We start from the raw sequence: 16,491 nt of genomic DNA, 5'->3' as shown, positions 1-16,491 counted from the left end.
TTCACCCTTCGCAGCAAAGTCTGTGTAACCACTCCGGCTCATGCCACCAGTACTCCGGGTCATGCGCGTGCGCCTGCGACGCGGTCAGTGGCTGCGGAGTGTTGCCTGCGGCAACCAGCGCCGGCGCCACCTGCTGACCCGTGAACGGCGCGAGCAACTGGTCCACGGTGTGCAAGCGACCACCCACCATCACCTGCTGAACCGCGGCCGCCTGCGTGATGTCCGCCAGCGGATTCCCCCGCACGAACGACAGATCGGCCTGCGCGCCCGCCCGAACAACCCCGAGCTTGTCCTCCAGCGCCAGCCACTTCGCCGGATTCCGCGTCGCCGTCGTCAGCGCCTCGTACGGCGTGAAGCCACCCGCGACCATCGACCGCAGGTTGGCATGCAGCGAGATCGCGGGATTGTCCAACGGCGAATCCGTACCGGAGATCACCAGCCCACCACCCCGGTGAATCCGCAACACCATGTCCACGTTCCCCGCCAGCAACGCTCGCGTCGTCACCCCGGCCGGCCCAGCAGCCGCCTGCACCTTGGCCTGCAACGCGGCGTACTCCCACGCCGGATACAGCGTCGTCGTCCGCACATCGTTCACCAGCGACGGATCATCCACATGCGCCATCGTCGAGTTGAACAACGTCGGCGTCACCGACAACCCGGCCTTGGTGAACAGCGTCACGACATCGCCGTACGCCCGCCCGAGCCGGCTCACGGTATGCGAGTAGCCGAGCCGATTCGTCGCCCCCGTGTGCTCCATCCCGTCCATCCCGAGATGCTCAGCCGGGTAAAGATAATGCGACGACAACTGCAGCCCGAGCCGATGAACCGCGGCGATCACCCGCCGCTGATACTCGAGCGGCAACCGCACATACGTCTTCACCAGGTCGTACGCGAGCCCCTCGACCCGATCGAGCTCCAGGCCCAGCTGCCGCAACGACAGCGTCGGCCGCATGAAGTTGTAGTACACCCGCGACCCGTCGATCGCCTCACCCGTCGCGAAGTACCGCGGCCCGGTCAGCGACCCGTGCGAGAGCGCTTCCCGAGTCTCCTGCATCTGGTACGCCGGATCGCCCGGCGACCGCGTCGTCGTCACCCCGTAGGACAGCCAGACGTTCCCCTGCCGCGACCCCCAAGCGCGCCCACGCAGATGCCAGTGCACATGCGCATCGATCAGCCCGGGCATGACGGTCAGCCCACTCGCGTCGATGTCCGCCTTGCCGTGATGCGGCCGGACCGCTGCGATCCTCGACCCGTCCACAACGACATCGACGTCCTGTCGCAGCTCCTTCGCCCGCCCGTCCCAGACCGCGCCGGCGTGGATCGTCACGAGCTGGTTGACCTTCGCGCGCTGCCACTGCAGGTCGAGCTTGACGGTCTGCGGCCGCGAGCCCCGCAGGTCCGTACGGCGTAGTTGCCCGTTGTGCAGGTAGAGCAGCGTCCGATCGTCTTGCCAGACAGGCGAATCGGTCGCCTCGTCAGTGATCGCTCGTGGGTTGCCGGTGAAGCGGCCGCGACGGTCGACCGGTGCGACGTACAGGAGGCTCTCGACGACGAAGGCGAGCCACTTGCCGTTGGGCGAGAAGGCCGGGCCGTCGTCGCCCCGGGTGGCGAGTGAGCGGAACGGCATCGGTTCGACGTACTCGAGGGCGGTGGTCGCGACGTCGACGTACAGGAGCTGGCTGGTGCCTTCGCGGAAGCGCTTCGAGAACGGTTTGACCGCGCCGAGCACGATCGTGCTGCCGTCGGCGGACCAGCTGACCCGGCCGGGCTGGAAGAGCGTCGGGGTGAGCTGGCGGACCTGACCCGACTCCAGATCGAGGACCCAGGCGATGCCGTCCTGGTCCTGGTAGGCGATCTGTTTGCCGTCGGGGGAGTAGCGCGGCGCGGTCTGGGCGCCGGGCAGGGACGAAAGCTTGGTGTCGGCGCCGGTGGCCAGATCGTGTGACCAGAGGTCGGCCGTGCCGTCGCGGTCGCTGGCGTAGAGCAGCGTCTTGCCGTCTTTCGAGAAGTCCGGGTCCGAATTGAAGTAGCCGTCGGCAACGAGCTTGCGTGGTTGGCCGCGGCCGCTGGTCTCGGCGAGCCAGAGGGCGTTCAGGGCTCGGAAGGCGAGCCAGCGGCCGTCGGGGGAGACGGTCGGGCCGGCGATGCCCAGGACGCGGTGGCGCTTGGTCGACTCGAGGTCGGGCGACTTCGGTCGCGGTCGCTTCGCTGTGACCGGCACGGCGGCCGTGAAGGCGACGACGGTGTCCGCCTTGAGCTTTCGTACCAGGCCGTCGGCTGTGTAGTAGAGCTCGCCGGTGGCGTCCCAGGAGGGTGGCAGGGCGAAGACGTCCTTGCCGCTCGTCGCCGGTTGATCGCCGATCATGAGTTCGCTGACCGGGCCGGTGAGGCGTACGTAGGCGAGTTGGCCGGTGGGGGAGTACGACGGGCCGTAGAGGCTGCTGCCGGTGCGCGCTGCGACCGCAGTACGGCGTTGTCCGGTGGTCAGGTCGAGCTCGATGATGGCGGACGCGTCGACGGTGAAGGCGATCTTGGTTCCGTCGGGTGAGTAGACCGGTTCGGCCTCTTCGCTGGGGTCGTCGGTCAGCGCGACGATCGCACCGGTGGCGAGGGTGAGGCGGTGGATTCCGTAGCTCCCGTTGCCGCCGCGGTCCGACGAGAACAGTACGGACTTGCCGTCGGGCGCGATCATCGGCTCGCGATGATCGAAGCGTCCGGTCGTCAGCTGCCGGAGCCCGGACCCGTCGGGCCGGATCGTCCACAGATGGAAGTTGCCGTCCCGATAGGACTGGAAGACGATGCTCTCTCCATCGGGCGCCCAGCGCGGCCGGGTCGCGTCCTGGAGGTCATCGGTCAGCCGTCGCGACTGACCGCCTTGGGCGGGCGTCACCCAGATCGCGGTGACCAGGTCGAACGCCAGCCATCGCCCGTCCGGCGATACCGACACCATGAAGTTGGTGCCTTGGCTCAGACTGGCCGACCCACCGGTACTGCGAGACTCGGCGGCCGGTGTGGCGTCGGCCGAGCCGGTCGGCAGGGTGCCTGCGACGGCCACCCCACCGGTCAGCTGCAGCGCCCGGCGACGCGAAACACTCCAGAATCCAGGGTCCTCAGAACTCATGACGGCGTCCAATCCCTCGGGGCGGTGGGGACTCCTTCGAACCTGCCACCGTCACCCCGATCGTTTGCCCTCACCCGGCGCGCCACTCGGCGAACGGCCGATTCGCTGCGACGAACGGCACCCCTCTATCGTCAGCGCCATGAGTTCCGAGCTGCCCAATACCGACGCCGAACCGCCGGAGGCTGGGGTTGTGCCGTCTGGGGTTCGGGCGGTGTCGCCCAACGCACGCGCTGCGATTGCCGCGGTCGCCTGTGTGGTGATTGCGCTGGTCGCCGCCCTCGCGGTCGACAGCCGGCTCGACCGGCACTGGATCATCCGCGGGGTCACGCTGCTGGTCGCGCTCGCCTGCGCGGCGATCCTGGCGGCGGACAACGCCCGCAAGGCCCGCCTGATCATCGGCCTGGTCGGTCTGGTGATGTTCGGCGTGGTCTTCCCGGCGACCTCGACCACCTGGTCCCAGCCGCCGGAGATCAAATTCGCCCTCGCAGTGGCGGACGACGCGAAGGCCGCCGCTGAGAAGCAGTCCGCGAGCACCGTCACCATCGCCGACGTCAAAGCCGCCGCCGAGGCCCGAGGCGGCGCGATCGGCACCCTCAAAACCGACCGCAGCCCCACCATCCGCGGCGCCGACGCCTACCCCCTCATCATCCGCGCCAAGCAGGACCAGGGCCGCCCCTGGTCCTGCCTGTCCTTCGAACACGGCCTCACCGCCAAGGTCCGCGCCTGCTGATCACCTACGCTGCCGCGCTCACGCCGCAGGCCCGTGCCGTGCGCCCACGTGGCGCGCTCATCTCGGGGCGGGGATCGCCGTCGCGATGTCGAACCAGGTGGCCTGGTCTGTGCTGCTGGCGGCGAGCTGGAGGCCTTGGGCGACCTTGACCAGGTCGGCTTGGCTGACCATGCCGCCGAGACTCTGGACGGTGACCTGCACACGGTGGCCCTCGAGGTGGACCGCCGTCTTCGCGTCGTTGGCCCCGCCCACCGACCCGCTGTCGCCCGCGATGCCGTCGCCGACGTACCAGCCGTCCATGCCGTTGATCTTCAGATCAGGCAGCGTCCGGATCCTCGACACCGTGTCCCAGAACTTGCTGGTGTTGTAGGTGATCTTCAGATCGTCACCCGGCATGGGTTCCCATGGCGAGCGCTTGTAGACCGGATCCTTCGGCTTCGGCTTCGGCTGATAGCCGGTCGCCGGATCACCATCGGACAGGAAGGTGATGAAGTTGTGCCCGGTACCCGCGACCTCACCGATCGGACTCTGATAGGTCACCCGGTTCGGCTTGATCCCGCTCGGCAGATAGCCGATCTTGTACGGCGAGACGAGCTGTCCACCGACAGAGATCGCCCGCGCCAGCTCCGTCGCCTTCGGCAGGTCGACCTTCCACGGGGTGTCGAGCTTGGGGACCTGGGGAGTGCCACCCTCGAGTTGGGTCTGGCAGCTCACCAGCACCCAGAGACCGGGAGCCGGCTGCCAGACGATGGTCTTCGCCGGGTAGGTCATGAATCCGCGCATGAAGCCGCTGTCCGGCTCAGGAACCAGCGGCTTGTTCTTGGTCGAGGTGATCACCCGGCCGCTCGCCCCGTTGATGTCCACGTCCGGACTGCCGGCCGGAATGGTCTTCGGATCGAAGTCCCCGTTGCGATGCGCGGTGACCAGACAGGTCGCCGACCAGGGCCCCATGACCTTGTCGAGCTCCCAGGTCTGCCGGTTCGCGGTGCTGACGCGGGGATTGATCCGCATCCCCTTGAGCGTCGGCACGTCGAGCCAAGGCGTCCAGGCGGTGCCCGTGGTCGGCTGGGCCGCTTGCCCGGATTCCCTCAGGTGGGAGATCAGCAGTGGCCCGCCGACGGCTGCGGCGGCAGTCGCGAGGGCCGTGGCCAGGACGAGCGGCGTGCGAGTCCGGCGTACCGGCTTGGCGTCGGGTGTGAGGCGGGCGAGGATCTCGGCGGCGGCGGGGGCCGTGCCGGCCAGGTGGTCGAAGGCGTTGCGGAGGTCTTCCTCAGTGCGCATGGGTTACTCCAGTGTTCTGAAACGACTTGGGGGCGGCCAGCTCGATCCGCAGGGCGGCCAGCGCGCGGGAAGCGTGGGCGCGGACGTTGCTGGCCGAGCAGCCGAGGGTCTCGGCGATCTCCGCGTCGGACATGCCGTCGAAGTACCGCAGTACCAGGACTGCGCGCTGCCGGCGGGGCAGCTTCGCGAGCTCGGTGATCAGCTCGTCCCGGTCGGCTTGCTGGACCGCGTGGTCGGCGACCGTCTCGGTCGCGAAGATCTCGGGCCGGGGAACGATCCGGGACCACTTGCGGCGCCAGGACAGGTACTCGTTGACCACCATCCGGCGCAGATAGGCATCGGGTACGTCGGCCGCGGCGACCCGGTCCCAATGCCGGTGCGCCTTGATCGCGACGTCCTGCACCACGTCGCCGGCGAGATCGCCGGATCCGCACAGGACGGTCGCGAACCTGAGCAACTTGGGCAGCCCCACCCGGGCCCATTCGTCGAACGTCACACCGTCTCCTCGTCCGGGCCGGCTGATGCCGGCCTGCACCACTAAAGACTGCGCCCGGGTCGGATCTGCTGTCCCACTCTTTTGACCAGAGTGTGAGAAATCGATTTCCAAGTCTGTCGACGGGCGATCCCGGACCCTAGGCTCGGGCGCATGACTCTTCCGAACCTGTCCGGGATCAGCGCGGTCGTCGACGTCCAGACCCGCTCCATCAGCGCGGAGAACCCCACTGGCGAGCCCGGCCAGGGCGGTCGGCGTACCGAGGGAACCGGGGCTCACGCGGCGCGCGATCTCGGGGTCGGCTGGAAGGTGTCGCCGTCGATCGAGATCGCGGCGGGGGAGACGGTGACGCTCGCCGACATCGCCGGGCCGGGCTGCATCACGCACATCTGGCTCACCACCCATAGCGACAACTGGCGTCGGCTGGTGTTGCGCGGGCATTGGGACGGCGACGAGGCGCCGGCGATCGAGGCGCCGGTGGGGGACTTCTTCTGCTCGGGGTGGGGGCGGTTCGCGCAGGTCAACTCGCTGCCGGTCGCGGTGAACCCCAATGGCGGCTTCAACTGCTACTGGGAGATGCCGTTCCGGTCGCAGGCCTTGTTGACGCTGGAGAACACGGCCGACACGTCCGTGGTCGTCTACTTCCAGGTGGACTACTGGCTGGGTGCGGTGGCCGATGGATCGGCGTACCTGCACACGCAGTGGCGGCGGAGCAATCCGCTGGCCTCCAAGGCCGTTCACATGCTTTTGGATGGCGTGGAGGGACCTGGCCATTACGTGGGGACGTATCTGGCCTGGGGTGTGAACAGCAGTGGCTGGTGGGGTGAGGGGGAGGTCAAGTTCTACGTCGACGATGACGAGGAGTTCCCGACGATCTGCGGGACGGGGACCGAGGACTACTTCGGGGGTGCGTGGAACTTCGATCTGGGCGCGGATCGGGGTGGATACACGGAGTTCAGTACGCCGTATCTGGGGTTGCCTCAGGTTTTGCGGCCGGATGGGCAGTACCAGAGTCAGCAGAGGTTCGGGATGTACCGGTTCCATTTGCCGGACCCTGTGCGGTTCCGGACGCGGCTGCGGGTCGACGTACAGGCACTGGGGTGGCGGTCGGGCGGGCGGTACCTGCCGCTGCAGGACGACATTGCGTCGACTGCGTTCTTCTACTCCACCGCGACGTCGACTGCGCGGCCTGCCGCACCTACTGCCGATGTGATGGAGATTCTTTAGGGGATTGGTAGTGGGTGATCCAGCGCGGAGGCCGTGAGGACTACCAGGGCGGTGGTCCAGGCGAGGGGGGCTTCGCCGGCGGGCTTGAGGTCGCGGTTGACCTTCTCCGGCAGCGAGCCCGTCGGTGTGCGGTGGGTGTCGAGCCAGTCGAGAAGTTCTCTTGCTGTGCTGCGGTCGCCGCGGGCGGCCGCGCTCAGTGCGAACAGAGCGGTCTGCGGCGTCCACGAGACTCCGTCGGTACGCCACTCCTCGCCTGGGGTGACGCCGCCGTTGGGCTGGGTGAGTACGTTCCGGGCGTGCTCGATCGCCTTCGTGGTCACGTCGCGGGCGGGGGCGAAGGGTGGGCCGAGAACCGTGACGATCGCGTCGGCGCCGCCTTGCAGAGCTACCGGTTGGATGCCTGGCTCGACGAAGCTGACGGCCTTGGCGGGGGTGCGGGGGTAGGTCGGGCCGAAGTGCTTGTCGGTCGCCTTGGTCAGTCGCCCGAGCGCTGTTTGCCAGTGCGCTACTTCGTCGCTGTGGTTGAGGGTTCTGGCGATCGCCAGACCGGAGCGGAGTCCGGTGATGAGTGGGGCGATGGTGCCGAGGGTCACCTGATCCTCAGGGCGCTCCCAGTAGTCCGGGGAGGGGTCGGGCAGGCCTGTGGCTTGGATCTCGGCGACGATCTGATCGCCTGACTCCTTCACCATCGGCCAGTACTTGCTCAGGGTTGTGGTGCTTTCTGCGCCTGACTTTGCGGTTTGGGTCTCTCCACAGAACCAGGTTGCCCAGAGAATCCAGCCCGAGCCGTCGAGTTGGGGTTCGCGACCGTCTTGGGGTTCGGTGCCTTCCGGAGCGGAGTACCTTGCTGCCCAGCGGCCCTTGTCCGGCCTGATCTTGTCGAGGAATCCGAGCACCTTGTCGGCTTCGGCGTACTGTCCGATCGAGCAGCGCGCGGCGGCGACGAACGACGCGTCCCGCGGCCACACGAACCGCCAGGGCCCGTTCCACCCGGCCAGCGTCGCGCCATCGGGCAGGGTGAGCGCGTCGAGATCGATCAGCGCATCGCGGATCAGCTCCGGCCTGGCCAGGTCAGCCTCGTTGGTGGGGGACTCCAGCGCGGTCGGGCCGGCGCGGCCGGTGATGCCTTCGGCAACCAGTTGCGGTTGGGGATTGCGGTCGAGATTGACCGCCGTACCGGTCGCGAGGACGGCGAGGAGGAGCGCGATCACGGCGTACGGAAACCACCGCACTCTTAGCGCACTGTTGTCGCGCATCTCACCCTCCCTCCTACTGCCCCAAGTGCTGAACCTCGGCCTCGAACTTCCGCCGCGGCGCCAGCTCGACCAGATACATCGCCGACATGACCAGCGCGCCACCGATCAGCATCCGCCCGGTCACACTCTCCGTTCCGAAGAGTACGGCGAAGGCCGAAGCGAACACCGGCTCCATTGTCATCGCGATCGCCGCCCGGGTCGGTGTCAGGTGGGCCTGTGCCCACGTCTGCACAATCAACGCGACCGCGCCGGCGATCAACGCCATGTAAATAACCGCGATCCAGTCACCCGTCCCGCTGGGCAGCGAGAACCCGCCCGGAATGGCCCCGACTGCGCACACAACGGTGATGGTGACCATCTGCAATGCCGACAACCCGAACGCGTTGCCCGGTGTCGACCAGGCCCCAAGCCCAATGATGTGCAACGCGTACAACCCAGCCGACGCAAGCGTCAGCAACTCCCCGGTCCCCATGCTGAACCCACGCAGCGACAGCACCCCGAGCCCCACCGTCGCCAGCACAACCGCGACCCAAGCCCACTTACCGATCTTGTGCCGCAGAATCACTGCCGCCAGCAACGGCGTGAACACCACGTACATCCCGGTCACAAATCCCGACACACTCGCCGACGTATGCCGCAACCCCTCGGTCTGCACCAGCTGCGCAACCCCATACATGATGCCCAGGGCAACACCTCGCCCCCGATCCAGCCGACTCAGCTTCGAGATCGCCGGCGGATGAATGGCAATCAACGCCACCGCCGCGATCAAGAACCGCAACGCCAGGTAATCAGCCACATCCATCCGCGTCAGCAGATCCTTGGTCAAAAAGAAGGTCGACCCCCAAGCCGCCGCCACCGCAAGCAAGGCCAACACAGCAATCCGCGACCGATTCACGACCAAAGCCTCTCAGACACCTGACAAACCCAAGGAATCGACTGGCTCTGCTACTCCCCACGCTGCCTCTGTCGCCCGGCTGCGTGCTGGGTTACCGGAGTTCCCCACCTTCTGGGAAGACCATGCCGTGGCCGGGCTCAGCGTGACCGAGAAGGTCGTCAACCACCTGAGGTCGGCCAGCCCACCCTGACCTACCAGACCCTGGACGTGCGCGAAGCGCACCTCATCGATCCCCGAGCTCCCGTCCTGACGGCGGACCGGCGGACAATCGACGGCGCGGCTAGAGGGGTGACTTGGTAAGGCTCAGCGACTTCGCGGGCCCTGGCTTGCGGAGGGCTCCCAGCGCACCGGCCCGACCCGGAGCGCCGGCCCGACCCTGATCGCGGTAGGAGGTGTGGAGGGCTGCTGCACGGCGTGGACTCGGGCCGGCGGTGTCGTCATCGGTGTCGTGGCCGATGCAGCCGCACGGTGGGGGGCCGGTCTGGTTCGGGTGCGGTCGTGCGCGGCGCGGCTGATGGGGTTGCGCAGGGTGGCGTAGGCGGTGAGGAGTTCCTGCAGCCGCCGGTCGGCATCGGCGTCGACAGTGAGGTCGGCGTCGAGATCGGTGTCCGCGCGGGTGTTTGGTGCCGGTGGTGTGCGGGTGTCGGGATGGAGCCGGCGGACGAGGCCTCGGAAGGCGTGGTCGAGGTCGTGGTCGGAGGCCTCGACGGTAACGCCGAGGACCAGGTATGGGTCGGGTTCCCGTGCTGTGGTCATGGCTGCCCTCCGCTGGAAGTGTCGAGATCGGCGTCGGGGTCGACGATGTGGACGCGGTGGGCGGGGCCGGGGTCGGCCTTCGGAGCGTGGATGGCGAGGAGGCCATGGGTCAGCCTCGCGGTGATCTTTTCGCCCAGCACGGGTCCGGGAAGGCGGATGGTGTGGTGCAGTGGCCCGGTGTGGCGGGTGCGCTGGCGCAGTACGCCGGTGTGATTGCGGGCGGGGATCTGGCCGTGCACGGTGAGGGAGTGGTCGTTGCGTTCCAGCACCACGTCGTCGGTGCAGGCGCCGGGCAGGTCGACCTCGATGAGGTACTCGTCGTCGGTCTCTTCGATGTCGACCGCGGGTTTCCAGTCCGTTGGTGCAGGGTTCGTGGTGAGTTGCTGCATCAGCTGGTTCATCCGGCGGTGGATGTCTTCGAAGTGGGCGAACGGGTCGGTCGGCAGCCACCGCACGGTCTTCGTCGAGGCCGGTCGCTGGGCCGCATTGTGATTCATCGCGCTCACCTGTGCCGGGGGAATCCACTGCGAAGTAAGGACTGTGGTCGTGAATCGGGGTGATCGACCGGGGTGATGCGGCGGCCCGCGCCAGCGTGTGTCGTCCTAGGAAGGACAGGCGGCGGACAAAGGTCTCGTCGCTGCGGGTCGAGGATTTGACTGCGGGCGGCCGCATCACCGGGTCAAGGCTTCATTTGTCCGGGATCTGCTCACCTCCTCACGGGACTGTCACCGGGGCGTCCTCACTGGACCGCCTCGGCCGGACTACTCAAGGAGTGGGCACGACCCGGCCCCGGAGGGCCGCGTCCCCGTCCGCGCGGCCGGCTAGTGGGCGCGGTCGAGCGCACCGGTTTCCTTGGTTGGCGGGGCCACCTGGACGGTGGCCCTGCCGACCATCCGCCGGCGGGTGGACAACCCTTGTCGAGGGGTGGTTCGCACGGCGATTCCCAGCAGTCGGCGATCAGTTCGTCGAACTCGGCCCGTACCCAGTCGTCGTTGCTGAGCACGAGGTCGACGAACACCTCGGCCTCGTCGAGTCTTTGCTGCTGGATTGCGGTCATCGATCTCACCCCATCGACAACGTGTCCCTGACCTTGTTCTTGTCGAGTCCCGCCGGGTCGGCGCGCCACGGCGCACGCCGACGGGTCAGGCGTCGATCTGCTTGCGGTCGCCGTCGTTGTTGGCGATCGCGATCTTGCGCGCCTTCGCCTGCTCGGCGATCGGGATCTTCAGCGTCAGCACGCCGGCCTCGTAACCGGCCTCGATCCGGTCGGCGTCGAGGGTGTCGCCCAGGAACAACTGGCGGGAGAACACCCCGAGCGGACGCTCGGCTACCTGCATCTCCACGTCCTCGCCGAGCTCGAGCGGCCGGCGTTCGGCTTTCACCGTGAGCACGTTGCGCTCGACGTCCAGATCGATCGCCTCCGGCGAGATCCCCGGCAGATCGAACGCCACCACGTACTGATCGCCCTCGCGGTAGGCATCCATCGGCATCGCCGTCGGATGTGACCACGTGCCCGGCCCCTGGCTCCCGAAGAACTGCTGGGCAAGCCGGTCGAACTCCCGGAACGGATCGGTACGGATCAACATCGTCCCTGCACCTCCTCAGTCCTCGAACAGACTTCAGTTCGGTCTTCAATCCACGGGTGGTGTCACCCTGCATTTCCGATATAGCATGTCAACGGAACGATGACAAGTAGAAAATGTCATCGAAGTGCTGACATGTTCGAAGAGCAGACGGGAGCGTGACGATGGCAGCCGATGGCATGGTCCAGGGTCACCAGGAGGCGCCTCCCGCGGCTGCGATCGCCGCCGTGGAACGTACCGTCCGGCAGCTCACCGCCCTGGCCGGCGACGACGCCGACCGGGCGGGCTCGGCAAGCGTCACCTCGACGGACGTCCTGACTGCGCTGGCGGAGCTGCGCGTCGTCCAGGACCGGCTCGCGGCGTGGGAACCGATGCTGATCGGCGCGGCCCGCGACCGTGGCGCGAGCTGGGTCGAGATCGCCCCTGCGCTCGGGGTGTCCAGCCGTCAGGCCGCCGAACGCCGCTACCTGCGGCTCAACCCCCACACCACCGACCCGGAAGGAGTGACCGGCGAACAACGGGTCCAGGCAGCCCGCGACCGGCGCGCCGGCGACCGGGCCGTCACTCAGTGGGCGCGGGAGAACTCCGCGAGGTTGCGCCGGCTCGCCGCGCAGATCACCGTGCTCGACAACCTCGACCCGGCCACCCAGGCCAGCGTCGACCGGGTCCTGCACGCCCTCGGTGACAGCGACACCGCAATGCTGCTGGCACCGTTGGCCGAGGCCGGCGCCAAGCTCGAGCACAGCCACCCAACCCTGGCCGGGCGGGTCGCAGGCATCAACGTGGCCACCGACCAGCTACGAACCGAACACACAACCAGAAAAGAATGATCCGACCTCAGGCGAGCTCGGAGAAGAAGGTGGTGAGGTCGGCGGCGAGCAGGTCTGGTTCCTCGAGGGCGGCGAAATGTCCTCCGCGGGCCATGGTGGTGTAGCGGGTGAGGTGGTAGGTCCGCTCGATCCATTCGCGGGGTGGCCGGCCTCCGAGGTCGTGGGGGAAGACGGCGATCGCGGTCGGCACCTCGACACGTTCGACGCTCGGCCTGATTCCGTGAGCTCGCTCGTAATAGGGGCGGAACGAGGTCGAGATCGTGTTGGTGAACCAGTACAGCGACGCTTGGGTCAGGAGGAAGTCGTCCCCGAACCGGCCTGCCGGGTCGCCGCCACAGTCGCTCCACGCCCGATACTTCTCGAGAATCCAGGCGAGCAAGCCCGACGGAGAATCGGACAGACCCTGGGCGAGGGTCAGCGGGCGGGTCTCCTGCTGGTGGGCGTAGCTGCCTTCGGCGTCGAACCAGGCCTTCTCTGCTGCCAGGTAAGCGCGTTCGTCGTCGGTCAACCCCGCCGGGTCGTAGCTTTGCGGTCCGGCGGCGTCCAGGAGATGTACGCCGGCCACCGCCTCCGGCTGGGCCTGCGCGAGCAAGCTGGACTCTCCTGCACCTAGGTCGGAGCCGTGTACGCCGTACCGCTCGAAACCGAGAACGTCGTGCATGAGCCGGTGCCAGATGTCGTGGGTCAGCGGGGCCTGGTCGAGGGTCGGCCGCTGCGGAGACAGTCCAAACCCGGGCAGGCTCGGGACGACAACGGTGAACGAGTTCTCCGCGTTACCGCCGTACCGCGAGGGCGTGGACAACCGGTCTGCCAGGCCGGCCAGTTCGAGGAACGAACTGGGCCAGCCGTTGGCCAGCAGGAGCGGTAGTGCCCCGGCGCGCTCGGCGTCGAAACGCAGGTAGTGAACAGATATGTCCCCGACGTCGGCGAACCCAGACGGCAGGGCGTTGACCGCCGCTTCGTGCTCACGCCAGTCGTACGCCGTCGACCAGTAGCCGACCAGTCGACGCAACTCGTCGCTGTCGGTACCAGTTCTCCAGGCGTCGACCGGCCATGGCTTCGCCCACCGCGTCCCGCGCAAGCGTGCGCGGAGGTCGTCGAGGTCGGCGTCGGGCACCGTGAGTACTTGCTGGGAGCCGGGCATCTCTGCATCCTTTCCATCGACACCGTTGAACGCTAACAGTGGTGTTGATGGTCCGCAACACCAGTATTTGTGTATGGTGGTGTCGTGGATGGATTGGACTTGATCGCCGAGTTCCTCAACACGGTCGACCAGCGATCGTTCAGCCGGCACGGTCAGAACCATGCCGGCGGTGAGCGGCTGACTTCGCCGGGCGGCTTGGTGGACTGGCTGGGGGAGTGCGACCTGCACGCGGCCGGGGATGAGTTGGGTCCGGAGGATCTGACGGCTGCCGTCGCTCTTCGTGCGGCGCTGCGTCAGTCGCTGTCGGGTGAGTTCGATGTCGCCACGGCGTTCGCGGATTATCCGCTTCAGCTCGTCCATGACGATGCGGGCGGGTTGCGAATCGCGGCCCGGTCGGGAAGGCCTTGGCTCGACACCCTCGTCGAGACGGTGGTTGTGGCCGTGGGCCGCGGAGACTGGAGCCGGGTCAAGCTCTGCGCGGCGCCGGACTGCCGGTGGGCCTTCCATGACACATCGCGCAGCGGTCGAGGGCGCTGGTGCGACATGAATATCTGCGGCAACCGCCACAAGACCCGCGTCTACCGCGAGCGCCACCAGCAAGCCGGCTGATTTGAGGGAGAACCCGTGGTTCACGACCACCTGGAGTCCACGTACCTGGCGTACCTCGACGCGTTGAACGGCCGGCGGTTCGACGAGCTGGACCGTTATGTCTGCGACGAACTCGTCTACAACGACAAGCTGCTGAGCCGCCAGGAGTACGCCGACATGATCGCGGAGGATGTTCGCGCGGTCCCGGACCTGCGCTTCGAGGCCCAGTTGCTGTCTATTGGTGACGACCTGGTGGCCTGCCGGCTCTGGTTCGACTGCACCCCGACGAGCACATTCCTCGGCCATCAACCGACAGGCAGGGCGGTCTCCTTCGCCGAGCACGTCTTCTACCGGTTCGAAGGCGGACGGATCGCCCACGTCTGGTCCCTCATCGACCGCGATGCGATCGCGGCCCAATCCAGCTTCTGATCGTCACCGAGTTTACCCGGATCCAGTCTGGCTAGCTTTTTACAAGTGAGACTTGTATGTTCGTGGCATGACCTTCATCGACGAGTACAAACCCAGGCATCTCACGCTCACTCCGGAGTCACCGACCTTCTGGCGGGTCACGTTCGACAACCCGCCGGTCAATGTGATCGACGCGGAGATGATGGGCGATCTCAAGGTGCTGCTCACCGAGCTGGAGCAGAACGAGACCGTCAATGTCGTGCTGTTCGACAGCGCCGACCCCGACTTCTATCTCGCCCACTACGACCTGGCGGGAGATCCGTCGATCGCCGAGGCGCTGCCGAGTGCGACGGGTTATCCGGCGTGGGTGGACATCACCGTGCGGATCAGCAAGCTGCCGCAGGTGACGATCAGTGCCATCCGTGGGATCGCGCGCGGCGCCGGGAGCGAGTTCGTCCTGGCCACCGACATCCGTTTCGCCAGCGTGGAGAAGGCGATTCTGGGTCAGATGGAGGTCGGCTTCACGGCCGTGGCCGGCGGCGGTGCGGGCGGACGGCTGCCGGCTCTCGTGGGCCGCGGCCGTGCGTTCGAGATCCTCCTCGGTGGCGACGACTTCGACGGCGCGCTCGCGGAGAGGTACGGCTATGTGAACCGCGCAGTCCCCGACGCCGAGTTCGAGGCCTTCGTCGATGCCTACGCCACCCGCGTGTCGAACTGGGATCACCGTGCACTCGGCGAGATCAAGGGCTTCATCAACAAGTACACCCGTCTTCCCGACGAGGAGTTCCCCTTGCATTCGGACGCTTTCTGGGGTGCGGCGGCACGTCCGGAGTTCCAGTCGGTCGCGGCTCAGTTGTTCGACAACGGCCTGCAGCAGAAGAGCCCGTTGGAGTATCACCTCGGCGAGGAGATCGCCAAGATCAAGCCCGCAGCCGGCAAGTAGCCGCCGTCGTGCCCGAACGACTTCAGGAGACATCCATGATTGTTACCGGTACCTCAGACTGGCACGGGCCTTTCAAACAAGGCAAAGGAAGTCTCTCGACAACCACCGGCACCTTGCGCGACGCCGCGTATACCTACGCGAGCCGCTTCGACGGCGCCGCTGGGGCGATCCCCGAAGAGCTGCTCGCCACCGGCCATGCCGGCTGCTTCAACCACGCGCTCGCCAACATCTCCGATCACCACGACCTGACGGTCGACTACGTGCATACCTCGGTCGCCCTCACCATGGCCACCGATGACCACGGGCCGTCCATCGCGGGGATCCACCTGACAGTCGAGGCCAAGGTCCGGGCGCGTCGCAGGAGAAGTTCGCCGAGATCGCCGAAGGAGCCCGCGCATGGTGCGCCTTCTCCAAAGCCCTCTCGGTACCGATCACGATGAACGCAACCCTGGCTGCGTGAGTGGCTGTATGACGACCGGTCCCGCCGGCGCGCTGTTCTACTGAGCGAGCCGATGCTTGGTGTCCGAGAGAATCCGCTCGGACAACCAGGGATCGGTCTCGCGTACCGACCGGGCAAGGACGACAGCGCCGATCATGGCCGACAAGGTTGCCAGGTCCAGCTGATCCGTGCTGTCGCCCGCGCTCCGTACCGCGGTGGATCGGATCACATGGACAGCCTCGGCCATGCCCCGAACGCCGGCCGCCAACTGCTCCTGCACTCGTTCGCCATGCCGGCCGGCGTCACCCGCAAGGGCAGCCACCGTGCAGCCGTTGCCGGGCTGGTCGCGATGCTTCGCGGACAGGTAGTCGTCGAGCAGCGCCGCGAAGGCACTAGAGCTGCCCGTCTCGCCCTGCCGGGCCGCGGAGAGCGCTTTGTCGAAGGCGGCGACGCTGTCCGCCGCGCCACGGGCGCACACCTCGGCCTGGAGAGCTTCCTTCGAGGTGAACTGCTTGTAGAAGCCGCCGTGTGTGAGACCCGCAGCACCCATCAGGTCCGCGATCGACACCGCGTCGAAACCCCGCTCACGAAACAGCCGCCCGGCAACGGCCAGTACCCGCTCCCGATTCTCTGCCGCCTGCTCGCGCGAGACTCGCACAGCCCGTCCTCCTTCTTGGGCTGACATCACTCAGCCTGATGGATGACGACGATCATATATAAGACTTCGCCGCCGTTCTTCCCGAGTACCGGCCCGAACGCGCTGGCGACCAGGCGCCCGTCACCAGCACCACGGCGTT

At 67.3% G+C, this 16,491-nt stretch carries 17 protein-coding genes; 7 read left to right on the top strand and 10 right to left on the bottom strand.

Annotated features, from left to right (window positions below):
- Position 1 precedes the first annotated feature (1 nt).
- Positions 2-3,121: an amidohydrolase family protein gene (locus ABD116_RS13555; RefSeq protein WP_343968673.1), complete on the bottom strand. Its 3,120-nt coding sequence runs from the start codon at positions 3,119-3,121 to the stop codon at positions 2-4.
- Positions 3,122-3,260: 139 nt separating this feature from the next.
- Between ABD116_RS13555 and ABD116_RS13550 the strand changes: the two genes are divergently transcribed.
- Positions 3,261-3,851 (top strand): hypothetical protein, encoded by a 591-nt coding sequence (locus tag ABD116_RS13550; protein WP_343968671.1) that lies wholly within the window; start codon positions 3,261-3,263, stop codon positions 3,849-3,851.
- A 57-nt stretch (positions 3,852-3,908) separates the two neighbouring features.
- Here the strand turns inward: ABD116_RS13550 and ABD116_RS13545 are convergent, their stop codons facing one another.
- Both ABD116_RS13545 and ABD116_RS13540 read right to left on the bottom strand, forming a co-directional pair.
- Entirely contained in the window at positions 3,909-5,132 is a 1,224-nt protein-coding gene (locus ABD116_RS13545) for a hypothetical protein (RefSeq protein WP_343968669.1), read from the bottom strand.
- Positions 5,122-5,628 carry a SigE family RNA polymerase sigma factor gene (locus ABD116_RS13540; RefSeq protein WP_343968667.1) on the bottom strand — a complete coding sequence of 169 codons (507 nt, stop codon included), beginning with the start codon at positions 5,626-5,628 and terminating at the stop codon, positions 5,122-5,124. Before ABD116_RS13540 ends, ABD116_RS13545 begins: the two co-directional genes overlap by 11 nt.
- 150 nt (positions 5,629-5,778) lie before the next feature.
- On the opposite strand from ABD116_RS13540, the gene ABD116_RS13535 reads away from it, so the two are divergent.
- Positions 5,779-6,852, top strand: coding sequence for a glycoside hydrolase family 172 protein (locus tag ABD116_RS13535; protein ID WP_343968665.1), 1,074 nt, complete (start codon positions 5,779-5,781; stop codon positions 6,850-6,852).
- On the opposite strand, the gene ABD116_RS13530 is transcribed toward ABD116_RS13535, so the two are convergent.
- From ABD116_RS13530 to ABD116_RS13510, 5 genes are all read right to left on the bottom strand, one after another.
- Positions 6,849-8,108, bottom strand: a complete 1,260-nt coding sequence (locus tag ABD116_RS13530; RefSeq protein ID WP_343968664.1) for a glycoside hydrolase family 15 protein — start codon at positions 8,106-8,108, stop codon at positions 6,849-6,851. The genes ABD116_RS13535 and ABD116_RS13530 overlap by 4 nt on opposite strands.
- 13 nt (positions 8,109-8,121) lie before the next feature.
- On the bottom strand, positions 8,122-9,003 hold the full coding sequence (locus ABD116_RS13525) for a DMT family transporter (protein WP_343968663.1): 882 nt from the start codon (positions 9,001-9,003) through the stop codon (positions 8,122-8,124).
- A gap of 303 nt (positions 9,004-9,306) precedes the next feature.
- Positions 9,307-9,759: a J domain-containing protein gene (locus ABD116_RS13520; protein ID WP_343968661.1), complete on the bottom strand. Its 453-nt coding sequence runs from the start codon at positions 9,757-9,759 to the stop codon at positions 9,307-9,309.
- Entirely contained in the window at positions 9,756-10,256 is a 501-nt protein-coding gene (locus tag ABD116_RS13515; RefSeq protein WP_343968659.1) for an Hsp20/alpha crystallin family protein, read from the bottom strand. Before ABD116_RS13515 ends, ABD116_RS13520 begins: the two co-directional genes overlap by 4 nt.
- Positions 10,257-10,901: 645 nt before the next feature.
- On the bottom strand, positions 10,902-11,345 hold the full coding sequence (locus ABD116_RS13510) for an Hsp20/alpha crystallin family protein (protein WP_343968657.1): 444 nt from the start codon (positions 11,343-11,345) through the stop codon (positions 10,902-10,904).
- A gap of 161 nt (positions 11,346-11,506) precedes the next feature.
- Here ABD116_RS13510 and ABD116_RS13505 point away from each other — a divergent pair, with 161 nt between their 5' ends.
- A complete protein-coding gene (locus ABD116_RS13505) occupies positions 11,507-12,172 on the top strand; it encodes a hypothetical protein (protein ID WP_343968655.1) in 666 nt (221 codons plus the stop codon).
- A 7-nt stretch (positions 12,173-12,179) separates the two neighbouring features.
- On the opposite strand, the gene ABD116_RS13500 is transcribed toward ABD116_RS13505, so the two are convergent.
- The gene (locus tag ABD116_RS13500; protein ID WP_343968653.1) at positions 12,180-13,316 is read right to left on the bottom strand and encodes an epoxide hydrolase family protein; all 1,137 of its coding nucleotides are present in this window, start codon (positions 13,314-13,316) and stop codon (positions 12,180-12,182) included.
- A gap of 99 nt (positions 13,317-13,415) precedes the next feature.
- Between ABD116_RS13500 and ABD116_RS13495 the strand changes: the two genes are divergently transcribed.
- The 4 genes from ABD116_RS13495 to ABD116_RS13480 all read left to right on the top strand — a co-directional run bounded on the left by ABD116_RS13495 (position 13,416) and on the right by ABD116_RS13480 (position 15,695).
- Positions 13,416-13,925 carry a CGNR zinc finger domain-containing protein gene (locus ABD116_RS13495; RefSeq protein ID WP_343968651.1) on the top strand — a complete coding sequence of 170 codons (510 nt, stop codon included), beginning with the start codon at positions 13,416-13,418 and terminating at the stop codon, positions 13,923-13,925.
- Between the two features lie 15 nt (positions 13,926-13,940).
- Positions 13,941-14,333, top strand: coding sequence for an ester cyclase (locus tag ABD116_RS13490; RefSeq protein ID WP_343968649.1), 393 nt, complete (start codon positions 13,941-13,943; stop codon positions 14,331-14,333).
- A 67-nt stretch (positions 14,334-14,400) separates the two neighbouring features.
- Complete coding sequence (locus ABD116_RS13485) at positions 14,401-15,255, top strand: enoyl-CoA hydratase/isomerase family protein (protein ID WP_343968647.1); 855 nt, start codon at positions 14,401-14,403, stop codon at positions 15,253-15,255.
- A gap of 8 nt (positions 15,256-15,263) precedes the next feature.
- Entirely contained in the window at positions 15,264-15,695 is a 432-nt protein-coding gene (locus ABD116_RS13480; protein WP_343968645.1) for an OsmC family peroxiredoxin, read from the top strand.
- Positions 15,696-15,752: 57 nt separating this feature from the next.
- On the opposite strand, the gene ABD116_RS13475 is transcribed toward ABD116_RS13480, so the two are convergent.
- Positions 15,753-16,352 (bottom strand): TetR/AcrR family transcriptional regulator, encoded by a 600-nt coding sequence (locus ABD116_RS13475; protein ID WP_343968643.1) that lies wholly within the window; start codon positions 16,350-16,352, stop codon positions 15,753-15,755.
- Positions 16,353-16,491: the final 139 nt, after the last annotated feature.

Source organism: Kribbella koreensis, assembly GCF_039525325.1.
GTDB classification, from domain to species: Bacteria; Actinomycetota; Actinomycetes; order Propionibacteriales; family Kribbellaceae; genus Kribbella; species Kribbella koreensis.
The sequence above is the reverse complement of the archived record's forward strand: the minus strand, read 5'-3'. Positions and strand labels throughout refer to the sequence as shown.

What these genes read in the sequence shown, in the direction of transcription:
- ABD116_RS13555 (WP_343968673.1), bottom strand. Translation starts at nt 3,121, where the DNA reads ATGAGTTCTGAGGACCCTGGATTCTGGAGTGTTTCGCGTCGCCGGGCG.
- ABD116_RS13520 (WP_343968661.1), bottom strand. Translation starts at nt 9,759, where the DNA reads ATGACCACAGCACGGGAACCCGACCCATACCTGGTCCTCGGCGTTACC.
- ABD116_RS13530 (WP_343968664.1), bottom strand. Translation starts at nt 8,108, where the DNA reads ATGCGCGACAACAGTGCGCTAAGAGTGCGGTGGTTTCCGTACGCCGTG.
- ABD116_RS13515 (WP_343968659.1), bottom strand. Translation starts at nt 10,256, where the DNA reads ATGAATCACAATGCGGCCCAGCGACCGGCCTCGACGAAGACCGTGCGG.
- ABD116_RS13550 (WP_343968671.1), top strand. Translation starts at nt 3,261, where the DNA reads ATGAGTTCCGAGCTGCCCAATACCGACGCCGAACCGCCGGAGGCTGGG.
- ABD116_RS13535 (WP_343968665.1), top strand. Translation starts at nt 5,779, where the DNA reads ATGACTCTTCCGAACCTGTCCGGGATCAGCGCGGTCGTCGACGTCCAG.
- ABD116_RS13500 (WP_343968653.1), bottom strand. Translation starts at nt 13,316, where the DNA reads ATGCCCGGCTCCCAGCAAGTACTCACGGTGCCCGACGCCGACCTCGAC.
- ABD116_RS13510 (WP_343968657.1), bottom strand. Translation starts at nt 11,345, where the DNA reads ATGTTGATCCGTACCGATCCGTTCCGGGAGTTCGACCGGCTTGCCCAG.
- ABD116_RS13485 (WP_343968647.1), top strand. Translation starts at nt 14,401, where the DNA reads ATGACCTTCATCGACGAGTACAAACCCAGGCATCTCACGCTCACTCCG.
- ABD116_RS13545 (WP_343968669.1), bottom strand. Translation starts at nt 5,132, where the DNA reads ATGCGCACTGAGGAAGACCTCCGCAACGCCTTCGACCACCTGGCCGGC.
- ABD116_RS13505 (WP_343968655.1), top strand. Translation starts at nt 11,507, where the DNA reads ATGGCAGCCGATGGCATGGTCCAGGGTCACCAGGAGGCGCCTCCCGCG.